The organism is Paenibacillus sp. GP183, assembly GCF_900104695.1.
Lineage (GTDB): Bacteria > Bacillota > Bacilli > Paenibacillales > NBRC-103111 > Paenibacillus_AI.
Map to the genome: position 1 here is coordinate 2,631,303 of NZ_FNSW01000001.1, position 14,554 is coordinate 2,645,856.

7 protein-coding genes and 3 pseudogenes are annotated in these 14,554 nt (G+C 49.3%); 1 reads left to right on the forward strand and 9 read right to left on the reverse strand.

The genetic code is table 11. The features are described 5' to 3' along the window. Positions 1-528 precede the first annotated feature (528 nt). The 6 genes and pseudogenes from BLV33_RS12995 to BLV33_RS13020 form a co-directional block, all read right to left on the reverse strand. Positions 529-1,983, reverse strand: coding sequence for an amidase family protein (locus BLV33_RS12995; protein WP_216234751.1), 1,455 nt, complete (start codon positions 1,981-1,983; stop codon positions 529-531). A 230-nt stretch (positions 1,984-2,213) separates the two neighbouring features. Then, positions 2,214-2,342: pseudogene (locus tag BLV33_RS30715) on the reverse strand (alcohol dehydrogenase); the annotation flags it as partial. Positions 2,343-2,492: 150 nt separating this feature from the next. After that, a complete protein-coding gene (locus BLV33_RS13000) occupies positions 2,493-6,692 on the reverse strand; it encodes a X2-like carbohydrate binding domain-containing protein (RefSeq protein ID WP_090791971.1) in 4,200 nt (1,399 codons plus the stop codon). 472 nt (positions 6,693-7,164) lie between these two features. After that, positions 7,165-8,412: a glycoside hydrolase family 125 protein gene (locus BLV33_RS13005; RefSeq protein WP_090798904.1), complete on the reverse strand. Its 1,248-nt coding sequence runs from the start codon at positions 8,410-8,412 to the stop codon at positions 7,165-7,167. A gap of 80 nt (positions 8,413-8,492) precedes the next feature. Further along, positions 8,493-9,833: pseudogene (locus BLV33_RS13010) on the reverse strand (MATE family efflux transporter). 9 nt (positions 9,834-9,842) lie between these two features. Beyond that, entirely contained in the window at positions 9,843-10,967 is a 1,125-nt protein-coding gene (locus BLV33_RS13020) for a GH1 family beta-glucosidase (protein ID WP_090798906.1), read from the reverse strand. 123 nt (positions 10,968-11,090) lie between these two features. Between BLV33_RS13020 and BLV33_RS13025 the strand changes: the two genes are divergently transcribed. Beyond that, a complete protein-coding gene (locus BLV33_RS13025) occupies positions 11,091-12,575 on the forward strand; it encodes an IS5 family transposase (protein WP_090791981.1) in 1,485 nt (494 codons plus the stop codon). 30 nt (positions 12,576-12,605) lie between these two features. Here the strand turns inward: BLV33_RS13025 and BLV33_RS13030 are convergent. The 3 genes and pseudogenes from BLV33_RS13030 to BLV33_RS13040 all read right to left on the reverse strand — a co-directional run. Beyond that, positions 12,606-12,824 (reverse strand): annotated as a pseudogene (locus BLV33_RS13030) (family 1 glycosylhydrolase); the annotation flags it as partial. Between the two features lie 262 nt (positions 12,825-13,086). Beyond that, a complete protein-coding gene (locus tag BLV33_RS13035; protein ID WP_090791988.1) occupies positions 13,087-13,410 on the reverse strand; it encodes an L-rhamnose mutarotase in 324 nt (107 codons plus the stop codon). Between the two features lie 15 nt (positions 13,411-13,425). Continuing rightward, positions 13,426-14,523, reverse strand: a complete 1,098-nt coding sequence (locus tag BLV33_RS13040; RefSeq protein ID WP_090791990.1) for a mandelate racemase/muconate lactonizing enzyme family protein — start codon at positions 14,521-14,523, stop codon at positions 13,426-13,428. Between the last annotated feature and the right edge of the window lie 31 nt (positions 14,524-14,554).

Consider the following 14,554-nt stretch of genomic DNA (forward strand, 5'->3'; position numbering starts at 1 on the left):
AGCCGGGTCGAACGTACCTGCCCGTGGGACTTGATCCCGACCTCTGTATTGTTCACCCCCTACTTGTTGCTACCATGTTCTGGTTGGGACACAAATCCCGTATAACAAGCGATGCTATGGAATTACAAGAAGGTCTAGGGGCTGCCGGCAAATTCACTTATGGGAGAATGTCAAATGAATCCAGTAATCGGTAATTTTCAAGGTAAATGGAGGATTATTTGGCATGCTTACTTTTCACTATAGCATATGAACTTGCTTAGCTACGCTGGAAATGTTGACAAGCTATTAGCTGGTATAGCTTAGTGACCTACTAGCGCTATTGATAAACTAAGACCTTGAAAAACAACTGGATATGCGAATACTTGCGTCCCCAATCCGTCCCCAACTCCCCTATCCCCTCACTCAAAACCCTTATAGATCATGCCTTCTCAACTAATGTTCGGATCCATAATATTCGCTTTGACTAACAAACAGGTAAAAAAAGCTGACCCGCTTTAACTTCAAGCGTCAGCTTTTTGGCATTATTTTTTAGGGAGTGGAGATTGGTGGGTGACGGTGCAGGGTGGCCTGTTCATACGCATACGCGTATTGAATCAATGTACCTTCGCTGTATGGCTTTCCTAATATTTGCAATCCTGCTGGATACTTATCATAGCTGAACCCCATCGGAACAGTGATCGCCGGGAAGCCTGTAGGCGGACTCATCAAGTTGCTGTTGTTGCCGTCCGGACTAGTTAAATCGCCTATGAGACGCGGCGGATTGTTCCACGTTGGGTAGATAATCGTGTCTACCTGGTAATCAGCCATCGCGCTCAGTACGGCTTGGCGGTAGATCTGTCGATGGTACTCTCCTTTCAGGTACTCCGGATCGTCCATTGGAGCACCCTCTGCCTTCTGATTGTTCAGCATCCGCTCTTTAATAGAAGGATCGAACTTGCCGGATGCAATAATATCGTCCAGAGATTTCATAATGGCATTCGGGCCGAGGGATTCCAAATATTGGTTAAGCTCATATTTGAACGGGCTGCCTCCCGTGGTTTTGCTGTGTAAGCTGGTAAGGTTGGGAATAACAAAGGGATCAACAATAACGGCTCCTTGTTTCTCCAAGTCTGTAATCGCTTGTTCCATCAGTCTTTTGACTTCAGGGTCCGCTGTGGGTGTTTCGAAATACTCCCGGAGTACACCAATACGTGCTCCTTTTAACCCGTCCTTTTTCAAGTAGCTCGTGTAGGTTTCAGGTATGTTTCCGACGCTGGAAGCCGTTACGGGGTCGTTCTTATCGTATCCGGCAAGCACATCAAGGAGAATCGCGGCATCCGTTACTGTTCTCGCCATTGGCCCCCCGACATCTCGTGCCAGGTTTAACGGAACGATTCCGTCGCGGCTCGTAAGTCCGATTGTCGGTCGAATGCCTACAAGGCTGTTATGAGAAGCTGGCCCGCGGATGGAATTGCCTGTATCGGTTCCTAGTCCCGCAGCTCCAAAGTTTGCCGCTAACGCAGCTCCCGTTCCGCCGCTTGAACCGGCTGGGACACGATCCAGAGCGTATGGGTTGCGCGTGATGCCTCCTATCGAGCTGATCGTTTCGTAAGGACTGAATGCGAATTCGGCCATATTCGATTTGGCTATTACGATCGCTCCCGCTTCACGAAGCTTTAGGACCATATACGCATCATCCGGAGGGATAGAGCCCTCCAGGGAGGCTGAGCCGGCTGTTGTTGGCAGGTCGAATGTATCAAAATTATCCTTCACGATAATAGGGATGCCATGCAACGGCCCACGTGGTCCCTTAAGCTTACGCTCTAGATCCAATGCAGAAGCTGTTTCCAGCGCTTTAGGATTAATGATCACAATTGCGTTAATCGAAGGTCCCTTATGATCATACTTTTCAATTCTGTCCAAATACATTTGTACGAGCTGTTTCGAGGTGATTTTCCCAGATTCCAACGCTTTCTGCATCTCTGGTATTGTGCTCTCAATCAATTGAACACCTCCATAAATAGTAGATTATACTAATTATACGTTATTTAATATAACATTAAGCATAAAATTATGTAAATAATAGACTTTAATTCATAGTTTTGTGGCATGTATCATTACAAATCTATGAATAAGTTAGCTTTTGAAAAGAACGCAAAAATCCCTATCAACTTAGAAATAAGCGATCGGGATTTTATCGGGTTCAAAACGCCGCTCTCCTAAACAACATTATCTTAAGTCTCTTGAAGAATATTCAGGTAATCCTCGGCGCCAATCGAACGGATATTGCTGGACGTTGATACGATTCGCGGGAAATCCTCTTTCCTTACTCCAGATAGGTCTTTCAGCTTCGGAATTTCGAGCTTAATCGTAACGCATCTTTTCCTTGTTCCTTCATGATCATAACAGCCCTTTACGATAATCGAGCCCTTCTTTATTAAAGAAGGGCTCGAAAGTACGTCGTATGGTTTCCGGGTAAGTAAATTGGAAGCTTGCTGTCGTGGCGGACCTTTCTAATCGACGATCTCTTGTTCCGTATCGTTATCCGATACCTGAGAAGGTATGATGAATCTTAAACTGTCTATCAACAAGTAGGTTCCCGATTTCTTGACTGCTTTAATTGTATGCTTGCCATTCCGAAGGCCGGAAATGCGGAACACGGTTTGCTGCGTCAGCCTAGTAGCGTTATAAGTACTCACCGTTTTTTTATACTTGTTATCCACATAAATATCCATATCACCCTGATAAGGACTCTTTGGCGTAATCACTTCTATCCCTTTTCCCTTGAAAGTATACGAAAAGGAATCGTTGTTTGTCCCGGTGTAATGCACGTCATTTTGATAATCCCCCCGGAAGGAGAAGGTCAGCTGGGTGGTTCCAACCGGCAAGGAGGCCAGGTATTCCTTCTTCAGGGTGATTTGGCTGCCCGATACCGTGTAGTCCGTGCCTTCCACCAATTTTATACTAGCATTCGTTATGCTGCTTAGGTTATTTCCGTCAATCGCCATTTGGATGGCGACATCCGCCGGTGCCGTTGATTTTTTGTCGAAGGTGATCGCATCCGGTTGGATCAGGTCGGCCAGCCGTACCGTCAATTTATCGAGCAGCATGAAGGCTCCCGACTTCTTTACAACCTTCAGGATGTGCCGTCCGTCGGACAAACTTGTAATATTGTAAACGGTTTGCTGCGCCAATCTCCCGTTATAATACGTGCTAACCGTCTGTTTAAAGACATCATCCACGAATATATCGATATCTCCTTGGGAAGCATCCTTTTCCGTGATCACTTCAATACCCGTTCCCGTAAACGCGTATTCGAAGGAGTCGCCATTGGTCTCGGTGTACTGCACGTCATCCATGTAATCCCCGAGTCCTCGCCCGCTGCTTCGGTTCCAGGCCCCTTTGTACAAGATCCCGGAGTCGTCATTGTTAACGGAAACATACCGGCCTCTGGATGTGTCACTTACGATCACGGCAAGGGACTGCGGTGCTCCTGCACTGAAAGTGAATGTCAGGTTCGTTACGCCCGTCGGTAGGGTTGCCAGATACTCTTGTTTAAGGGTTACCTGCGTATCCGAGCTCGTGTAATCCGTTCCTTGCACCAATTTTGATGTCCCGTTGCTTATGCCTATAAGCGTATTTCCGTTCAGATTCAGAGTCGTTTCAACATCCGCTCGTTTGGATGCATTAATGTCGAAGCTTACGGATGTCGGGTTGATTCCACTGTTCGGAGGAGTCGTGTCAACAATCGCAATTTCCAGTGTTTGCACCGCACCCGAACTGAAAACGAATGTCAAAATTGTCGTTCCGACTGGCTGTTTGGCAAGGTACTCCTTCTTTACGGTAACTAGAGTGCCCGATACCGTGTAGTCGGTACCCGATACCAAGTTCGCTCCGCCGTTGGCAATGCGGTTTAAGGTATTCCCATTCATCGTCATCGTGCTCACGACATCGGCCTGCTTCGCAGCCATCTTGTCAAAGCTTGCCACAGTTGGATTGATCGTGCTGTTCGGCGACGAAGAATCGCTAATGGAGACCGCAAGAGTCTGCACGGCTCCCGAGCTGAAGCTGAAAGCAAGGTTCGTAGTTCCTAGTAATTGCGCCTGAAGATATTCTTTCTTGATCGTTATTTGGCTGCCGGATACTGTGTAATCGGTGCCGGAAGCCAAGGTTGCACCAGCGTTGGTGATGCCTGTTAAGTTCGTCCCGTACGTTGTATACGTTACAGTTGTTACCGTAACATCGGCCTGTTTCGCTGTCGCCTTATCAAATGCCCCCTCAGCAGGGCTGAACAGGTCGGGCACGCGGACTCTCAATTTATCCAGCAGCATGAAATATCCAGATTTTTTTACGGCTTTCAAGGTGTGATTCCCGTTGGACAATCCGGTTATGTTGTAAACGGTTTGCTGAGTTTGTCTGCTTGCGTTATACGTACTGATCGTTTGCTTGAAGACGTTGTCCACATAAATATCTATGTCGCCCTGAGAGGAATCCTTTTCCGTGATCAGCTCGATTCCCGTTCCCACAAACGAATATTCAAAGAAATCATTATTGGTCTCGGTCCAATGCACGTCATCCTTGTAATCCCCTAGTCCTCGCCCGCTGCTTCGATTCCAGGTACCCGTATAGACAATTCCGATGCCGTCATCGTTGAGGGTAATGTAGGCTCCCTTCGACGTGTCGCTAGTGATAACGGCAAGGTTTTGGGCTGCTCCCCAAGTGAAGGTGAATGTTAGGTTCGTTACCCCTGTTGGCAGGGTCGCCAGGTATTGCTTCTTAAGAATCGCCTTGCTGTACACCACCGTATAATCGATGCCGGCTCTCAATGCCGTTTGGCCGTTTGAGATGCCGGTCAACTCGTTCCCGTTAAGCGAAAGGACGGTAGCTGCATCGGCCTGAGCCGTTGCGCTCTTGTCAAAGCTTACCAAGGTCGGGCTGATTAAACTATTCCGCGGCGTTGTATCGCTTACCGTGATCGCCAGCGTCTGTGCGGATCCCGCACTGAAAGAGATCGTTAGGTTGGTGGTTCCGACAGGAAGAGTGGATAGGTACTCCTTCCTGATGGTAAGCTGGCTGCCTGATACCGTGTAGTCCGTGCCGGACGTCAATGCGGTTCCTCCGTTGGCGATACGGCTCAGGGTATTGCCGCCTAGTGTCATTGTCGTAATGACATCAGCTTGTTTCGTTGTCATTTTGTCAAAGCTTGCCGCAGTTGGACTTATCGTACTGTTTTGAGACACGGAATCCTTTACCGTAACAGTAAGGTTCTGAGTAGCTCCCGCCAACTCTTTGCCGCCGTTGCGCTTCCAATCGCCCGTATATGATATCCCGGTATCGTCGTCATTAACGGCCGATATGCCTCCTGTGGAGACGACCTTGAATAAGCGGGATGCATGCGAAGGTAAGTTCACCGAGCTGTAGCCATCAGTAAACGTTCCCAGATTGGTATGGCTCCACAGATCGCGGACTGAAGCGGAACCGCTTAATCCGATATCGCTCCAATTGACGGTAACCGTTGCAGCGCTGCTCCCCAAGTTGAAAAGTCCGACGGTATAGCTTCCGTCCCCGTTGTTGGCGTACCAAACTTGCTTGTCGGACGCCATGGATACTGGGTGCGCCGGACGGCCGGCCTGATTGACGGCAATCACCTCATCGTTCGTAAGCAGTTGTACCCCGTAATCGTCCAGGTTGGTCAGATCGTTCCCCGTATATAGTTGGGCCGAAGACATCGACCACAGAGACATTCCGGTTTGCCGCTCGTCCTTCGTTAAGCCGTCCATCGCCCCATTCCCGATATCGAGTGAGTCGAAATCATTCCAGTGGCCTGGACCCGCATCCCGCCACCAAATATTGGCGTCAGGAAAAAGCCGGGCGATGTTGCCCCAAGCCGTCAACGCCTTATTGGCGCAATAGCATTCGACATCCCAGTCGACCCGCCAGCCGTTCGCGTACTGTTTCCAGGTGTCCACATAGTTATGGTCCAGCGCCCACGATAGCTCGAACCAGATATGGTGCGGAGCCAGTGCTTGGGACCAAGCCTTGACGTCGTCGCGGGCATCGATCGTCGTATCGTTGTGGCCCGAGCCCGGCGTCACGCTGTCGAATTTCAGAAAATCAATTCCCCATGCCCCCAACTGATCGGCTATTGAGTTAATATAGCCCTGGGCACATGGATTGCTGAAATCGATTTTATAGCCGATCCCCCAATAATCCGCCTGCCTTAAAGGCTTAACGGCGATATCCTGGGCATGGCAGGCCGTTCCATAAATCGGCAGATTAGCATCGTACACTTGCGGCGAAAGCCCCGGAATCATATAGAGGCCAATTTTTTGCTCGTTTTTATGTACATAATTGATTACTTCCGACAGGCCGTTCGGGTATAACGTCTTGCTCGGCATTGGCCGGCCATATTCATCCGTTCCCCCGTTCCAACCCGCATCGATATTGATGTATTCGTAACCATGAGCCTGCAGCTTCTGATGCATCGCGTCGGATTGGGCTTTGATTTGCGCGGCATTGATCCAGTTTGAATTATTGGAGTATACCTGCATGCTGTAGCTGCTCCAGCCCATTAAAGGTCTCCGGGCCAAGTCCTGATGATCAGGTTCTGCGGATTTGGCAACGCTTCCAGGCGAAAAAAACACGGTCTGTTGAACGATAAGACTGAGCATTATCAGGATCGGTAAAAACACTTTTTTCATAAATCGAGTCATAAATTCATCTCCCTTGGAATTTGAATGGACTACATGAAATGAACATCTTTCTTGCGACGAGCAAAACAACTCCCTACGTTAGACATTGATTAATGATAGCGCTTTCTATAGTTTATTCTATTACCTTTTCCCCCTTTCGAAAAGGTACATTTACGTTGTTTTGCGTACAAAATACCCTAAATTTGGATGATTATGAAACTACTTTTCTCTTACAATGATCATCCAAAAAGACTCGATAGCAGAACAATACAATTCTTCGGTCCAACGATCGCATCCTCTTGCTTCACTTCGGTGACTACGATCAATGAGGCCATAACATTTAAAGGCGTGACGATTATTTACAAAAAAGTAAATAAGCCTCTACTCCCATGCGAATGGGTTGTAGAGGCTTATTTAGAAGTTATCGTTTATAAGCAACGATATCCGTGGGAGCACCGTTAGGTATTCTATAGTTGACTGTTTTTCTAAGACATTACATTCCACAAAACTTCATCACAAGCTCGCTAAAGAGCGAGTTCGACCAGGCAAACCACGGTCGGGTAAACTTAGACGGATCGTCGGCATGGAATCCTTCATGCATATATCCGGTTTCGGCATCCGTCCGTTCCAACATCTCCAGGATGCGTTCCGTTTCTTGAGGATCCAGAGAGGTTAGCCCCTGCATCGATAGAGCCAGATGCCAGATGTAGCCCTGAGGGGTATGCTGACTGCCGACTCCGCTGGCAATGCCCCCGGAACAGTAATACGGATTACTGCTGCTCAGGATGAACCTTCTCGTATTTAAATAGATCAGATCGTCAGGCTTGCAGTAGCCCAAATACGGACTTGACAGCAAGCTGGGAATATTAGCGTCATCCATAAGAATATAGTTGGAGCGCCCGTCCGTTTCATAGGCATAGATCTTCCCGTATTCCGGATGCTCGACAGTACCGTAATTTTCGATACCGCTGCGGATTTGAGCGGACAGCTTTTTTGCCCGATCGATCCGTTGATCGGCGTCGGCTCGAAGAGCCTCGGCCATCTCGGCTATATGCTCGAGAACGACAACGGCGAACATGTTGGCGGGGATCAAGTAGCCGAATTCGCAGGAATCGTCGCTCGGCCGGAATCCCGACCAGGTCATGCCCGTATAGGCCACAGGACCGCGTTGGGACAGTGTATCATGAGGCGCCCACGCCTCCAATCGTTCGAAGCGGTATGCGGAACGCTCTTCGTGATGCTGCTCGGTCGTCCAAAGCTCAATGATACTGTCCGCCGCCTGCCAAAATTGTTCGTTCAAATGCTTTACACTGCCCGTTACAGTCCATAACCGGTACGCCAGCCATATCGGATAACAGAGTGAATCGATCTCGTATTTGCGCTCCCAAACCAATGGACTCATGTCCGTAAGATCGGTTTGATGGCCGGCTACATTATCCGTTTCGTTAAAGGCGTTCGCGTACGCATCGTGGAGAATATAGCGAATTTGACGCTGAATAACGCCTGTCAGCAGCTCCAGCATTTGTTCATCATGGGAGGCAAGACTGACATAGGGATGAACTTGGGCGGCGGAATCCCGCAGCCACATGGCTGGAATGTCTCCGGTGATGACGAAGGTCGTCCCGTCCGGCTGCTTTTTCAACGTCGTCTGATACGTATTCGGATAACAATTCTCAAACAATGCGGACAACTTAGGACGATGGACAAGACGCTCCTGAACGTCACGGATCATATTTTGCATCGATTCAGGTAGCTCGTGCTGTGAATTTGGCAAGAAGGTTCACCTCTAGGATTAGTCTAAAAAAGGGGACAATACAGCTTTCACGCGCTGATTGCCGTCTCCTGCTTAGGGATATATTTACGCGAAAACCATCGCTTATGAACAATAAAGGCGCGTATCGCTTCATCTGCGATCATCGCGACATAAACGCCGTAGACCAACCATCCAAAGGCGAGCCCGAACACGTAAGTGCCTGCGACAGCCACTCCCCACATGCTGATCATGCTGACGATCATCACATAGCGGCTATCGCCTACGGCATTCAACGCATTGTTCATCGGCATATTGGCCATTTTCAAAGGCTGCAAAATTAAGTCAAATACAAGAATGCCGACGCCGAGCTTAATAATGTCCGAATTGGACGTGAACATTGATAAAATGTCCTTACCGAACAGGAATAAAATCAATGTATTGACGACAACGACGATCTCTCCCCATAACAAAGCCCAATAAGCGCTTTTGAATGCTCTATCTGTCTCTCCTGCCCCGAAGAAAGTGGCCACTTGAATTTGAACCGCCATGGCAAACGCCCAACCGGCTGTAAAGGAGAATGACTCCATCGTGTTTAGATACGTCCGGGCGGCCAGCTGTTCGGCTCCCATTGTAGCGACCATGGAAAATAGGACGACCTGGGAGATGGTCCAAGAAGCAGCGCCGAGCGCCATCGGAAAGCCTACGCGGGCCACCTCGCTCAGCAGCCGCATGTTGCAGCGGACATAATCTCTGAGGCGAATAGGTGCGGCAAACGACTGTCTGTATATCCAATAAAGAGCAAGCGCCGCAATAAAGCGGCTTCCCACCGTAGAGATTGCCACGCCTGTTAAACCCAGCTTCGGTACTCCATAAGCACCGAAAATAAACATATAATTGCCGGCAATATGCACAAGATTCATACCAAGCGCAACAAGCATGGGTCCTTTGGTGTTTCCCGTGCTGCGGATGACAGTGCTTAACACCAGCACTGAGGCCATGACGATCGTGCCGCTGCCGACAATGCCGATGTACTGTGAAGTCAAGTCCTGCAGATACACAGGAGCCTGCAGTACCTTCGCGAAGAACAGCGGTCCGGCGAACAGAATGAGACTGACGACAACCCCAATGCCGAGGGTAATGGCGAAGGACATCGCGGCTACCGATTTTGCTTCATCGTGGTGTCCGGCGCCTAATTTTTGAGAAATGATAATGCCCGCTCAGCCGCTCACGAGGGTGAACAGCATAATGACCGATTGGAAAAATTGGTTGGACAGACCGACGACGGCCACGGCGTCATCGGAAATCCGGCTCACCATGAGCGTGTCGGCAGTTCCAATCATGAATTGCTGGAACAGCTCGATCATGATCGGCCAGACGAGACTAAACAAAGAGAGTTTCTTCGCGTCCATCTTGGGTCCTTAAGCTTCAAACCACTGGTTTGCAATCACCTGCTTATACCAGTAGTAGCTGTCCTTCTTCGTTCTTTGCAGCGTGCGATAATCGACGTGGATGATGCCGAATCGCTTGCTGTACCCTTCAGCCCACTCAAAGTTGTCCATCAATGACCAGGTAAAATAACCCTTTACCGGAATGCCGGAATCGATGCATCGCTGAAGCTGAGTCAGATGTTTCCGTAAGTAAGAGATGCGCAAATCGTCCCGCACCCTGCCATTTTCCTGATCGTTATTGTAACAAGCACCGTTCTCGGTTATATAAATTGGAATATCGCCATAGAGCGAATGAATGTAGGTAAGCACATTTTTGAAGCCGTCCGGATAAATAAACCAACCGATATCTGTCTTGTCATAGCCCATATCGATATCTTCACAGTCGAATAGTCCGGCCCCGGCCTTATACCGGCCGACATTTCCCGTATAGTAATTGATGCCGAGCAGATCAATAGGTTCGCTGATGATCTCCATGTCCCCGTCAGCGATCGGAACCTCGGCTCCTTTCACGCGGAACCATTCTACAAGAAATTCAGGATAACTGCCTTTAAATACCGGATCAAAAAACCATTCCACGAACCAGCCGGTCGCCCTTTTACATGCTTCTACGTCCTCCAGGCTGTTGCTGTAAGGCTCAAGCCAGGTTACGTTAGGCGCGTAGCCAATCTCGCCCTCAAGCCCCAGCTCCCTGAATTTGCGCACGGTTTTCCCGTGAGCGACAAGCAGATGGTGCGCCACATCCACAGCAAGCTGCAAATCGTGATTGCCTGGAGCGTGGATGCCCAGAAAATTGGACAAGAAGGAAACGCACCACGGCTCGTTGATCGTGATCCATTTGTTGTTGATTTTACCGGACAACGCCTTGAACACAACTTCCGCATAGTTTACAAAAGCATCGATCGTCGCTCGGTTCGCCCAGCCGCCCTGATCCTGCAGCGCCTGCGGAAGATCCCAATGATACAGAGTGCACACCGGCTCAATTCCGTTTGCAAGCAGCGCGTCAACGAAGCGGGTGTAAAATTCCAGGCCTTTCTCGTTCACCTCGCCCGTACCGTTTGGGAAAATGCGAGGCCATGCGATAGAGAATCGGTACATAGGGCTTGCTGAACGAAACAAAAAGTCAGTAATAACAAGGGTTTAGCGCCTCTTTTGTCGAAGTTAAGTGTATGGAAAACGGGCGATACCCCGTCAAAAACCGTGCACATGGAGGCGAACAGAATGTATCAGCGAACAGAAGGCCAAATGATCCTGCCGGGGGATTTCTTCCTACCGTTCGGTGGGGAACTGTCGGAAGATAACCGTTGGGTACTTCTAGCCCAGATAATCCCGTGGTGGAAGATTGAAGAGAAATACGCTCGGAACTTCAAACGAAGCCTAAAGGGACAAAAAGCCGTCTCGATCCGCGTCGCACTTGGGGCTCTCATCATTCAAGAACGACTTGGCACCGACGATCGGGAGACACTGCGGCAGATTCTGGAGAATCCGTATCTGCAGTACTTCTTGGGTCTTCCGGAATACCAATATCGCCGTCCCTTTCATGATTCGCTTATGACGCATTTCCGCAAACGGTTGGGCGGTGACATCATCCACGAAGTGAATGAGTGGATCGCGCTCGAAGAATCGCGTAAAAGCAGCGAGTCTCAAGACCCGTCAGACGATGACGATCACAAAGGCGGAGGTTCCCCTGCGGTCAGCGACCCAGCAGAGAAGCCGCCAGAGCAGATGGAGCTTACCAACGAAGGCGAGTTGCTCCTCGATGCGACCTGTGCGCCGGCAGATATTGCGTACCCGACGGACTTGTCGCTGTTAAACCAGGCAAGAGAAAAGCTGGAGAACATCATCGACACCCTCCATGAGCCGGAGCGAGGAAAGTCACCAAAGCCGCGAACCTACCGCGAGCGCGCCCGAAAAGCGTATTTGACCATTGCCAAGCAGCGGCGCGTGAAGCCGCGAACGATGAGGAAAGCGGTAGGCAGACAATTGCGGTTTGTCGCCCGCGATCTACGGATTGTGACTAAGCTTGCTGCAAACGGCGACTTGGCCCTGCTCTCGCGCAGGCAGTACAAGGAACTGATGGTCATTCAGGAACTGTATCGTCAGCAGCAAGAAATGTACAGTTCCCATACGCACAGCACACCGGATCGGATCGTCAGTATCTCGCAGCCGCATGTCCGTCCCATCGTACGCGGCAAAGCCAAAGCAAACGTTGAATTCGGCGCGAAGCTTGCGATCAGCGTGGTGAAAGGTTATGCGTTCCGTGAGCAGCTTTCTTGGGACAACTACAATGAAGGCATCACGTTGCAAGCTTCCGTGGAAGCTTACCGTGTCCGCTTTGGATTCTATCCCAAGGCAGTGCTGGCCGATCAGATTTACCGCACCCGTGAGAATCTGCGCTACTGTAAGGAGAAAGGGATTCGTCTTAGCGGACCGCAGCTCGGACGCCCTTCAGTTGACCAACAGGAGCAAAAACGGATCGCCAAAGCGGATGCCTCTGCACGCAATGCGGTTGAAGGCAAGTTCGGAGAAGGCAAGCGCAGTTACGGGCTTGGCCGTATTCGAGCGCACCTTCAGACGACCAGTGAGACAGTAATCGGGCTGCAACTGCTGGTCATGAATCTGGAAAAGAGACTACGGGTTCTCTTTTTGCCTATTTTGCAATGGCTGTTATCCAGACTTGCCGACCGCTTCGCTTTATCGCTGTAATTGCGACCCGTTCAGCAAGCCCTACATATCGATGCCCAGCTCTTTCATGAGAGCGATATCTTCTTCATAGCGATGGTAGCTGTCGCAAGCGACGTCTCCGTTGTCGCCGTTCAGCACTTTGCCCGGCATACGGGCAAACGTGTCCCATATGGACAAGCCCCGGCCGTCCTCGTTAAAAGCCCCCTCGACCTGATACGATGCGGTTGCGGCCCCCCATTTGAAACCATTCGGGAATTGGATGATCGCCATCTTCTGTTCCTCCTCTTCTTTAGAAAAGCCTGAGAGGAATGATCCCCTCAGGCACAGGTGTTAGAATGTTTTATTTTTTGTTGGCTGCAAGGAATGCGTCCTCTCCCTTGGTGTCTATGGAGAACATCCTATCAACAACCTATTGCTCCGTCAATGTATAAGTTGTGGTAAAAGCAGAGAAACCCACTTTCGCAGAAAATAGAAGAACGATGCCATTTAAGGCATCGCTCTCGCACATCGAATCCCTTGAACTTCATACCATTCAATCAGTATGAAAAACTTCCTCCATTGAAGCCCACCATTCCCCTGTACGCCGCGTCTCTAGCGGCTCCTGGCATGGATCACAGAGCTTCCACCACTCTTGCGTAGTTGGATCAGCTGCCATTTTCGCCATATCCTGCTCGAAGCTTTCTCCGATGTATTCAAAATAGCTAAATAAATAGCCGTCTTTATAATAAATGGAATAATTGCGGATGTTGCACGCGTGGATCATCACGAGAACGTCTTGCCATACATTAGCATGAAGCGTTTTATATTCTTCTAGCATATCAGGCTTAACCTTTAAAACACTGCCATATCGTTTCATAATTGCACCATCCCTTTATCTAATCCGATATTCTTCAAAGTATTTAGGAAGAATCGTTGTCGATGCACCTGGCATTTGAGGCAGGACATAGTACCCTTCCTTTACCGTGGCCGGCTCTTCAAATATATGACGAATCCATGGAATGTACTCAAGCATAATAGCGTTTTGCGTAGATGCTACAAGGTGCTGATGAATTTGGCCCATATCGCCCACATGCGGGCAGATCGGTACGTCATAGGAAGCAGCCAAGCCTGCCACTTGCAACCATTCCGTAATACCGCCTACACGGGTTACGTCAACTTGGCAATATTCGACTGCACCTTGGTGAATATAATCTCTGAACGCATATTTGTTATAAACATGCTCCCCTAAAGCAATCGGAACGTTTAACTCGTCAGCGAGCTTTTTGTGACCCATAATGTCATCAGGATTGAGCGGCTCCTCCAGCCAGAACAAATTGAATTCTTCAAGCTTTTTCCCCCAGGTCATAGCGGTATTGATATTCCATTGTTGATTGACGTCAATCATGAAGATCACCTCATCGCCGATTGCCTTCCGTACAGCTTTGCAGCGGTCATAATCTTCACGCGGATCCGGCTTGCCGACTTTGATTTTTACACCGGTAAAGCCTGACTCTACAATCTCCGTTACATCCTTGAGCAAACGGTCTTTCGACCAGTTCAACCAGCCGCCGTTCGTATTATAGGCTTTAATAGGTTTAGATCTAGCCCCGCCAAGATACTGCCATAGCGGTTTATTCGAAGCCTTTGCCATAATATCCCACAAAGCTATATCCACAGCTGCAAGCGCCATATGCGTTACGCCTGATCGGCCAATCCAGTGCATTTTGCCAAAACGCATGTCATCCCATAGTTCTCTTACCATAAACGGATCTTTTCCAACCAAAAGCGGACCATAGTATTTATCAATGGTATCGACGATCATATCATCGCCATGGGCACAAGTACCGGTATAACCGTATCCGACAAAGCCCTCATCCGTATAGATGCGAACGCCGGCTAATCCCCAGTGTGTTGCGACATTGATAGCATCTGTAATCGGCGGTGTAATCGGCACGTGCAAAACAAAGCTTTCTACTTTTGTAATCTTCATCTGATCCATCTCCCTAGTTTTAGTGAATACA

Bases quoted from the DNA above. Each gene is read 5' to 3' on its own strand.
- BLV33_RS13000 (WP_090791971.1), bottom strand. From the start codon at position 6,692: ATGACTCGATTTATGAAAAAAGTGTTTTTACCGATCCTGATAATGCTC.
- BLV33_RS13005 (WP_090798904.1), bottom strand. From the start codon at position 8,412: ATGCAAAATATGATCCGTGACGTTCAGGAGCGTCTTGTCCATCGTCCT.
- BLV33_RS13020 (WP_090798906.1), bottom strand. From the start codon at position 10,967: ATGTACCGATTCTCTATCGCATGGCCTCGCATTTTCCCAAACGGTACG.
- BLV33_RS13025 (WP_090791981.1), top strand. From the start codon at position 11,091: ATGTATCAGCGAACAGAAGGCCAAATGATCCTGCCGGGGGATTTCTTC.
- BLV33_RS13035 (WP_090791988.1), bottom strand. From the start codon at position 13,410: ATGAAACGATATGGCAGTGTTTTAAAGGTTAAGCCTGATATGCTAGAA.
- BLV33_RS13040 (WP_090791990.1), bottom strand. From the start codon at position 14,523: ATGAAGATTACAAAAGTAGAAAGCTTTGTTTTGCACGTGCCGATTACA.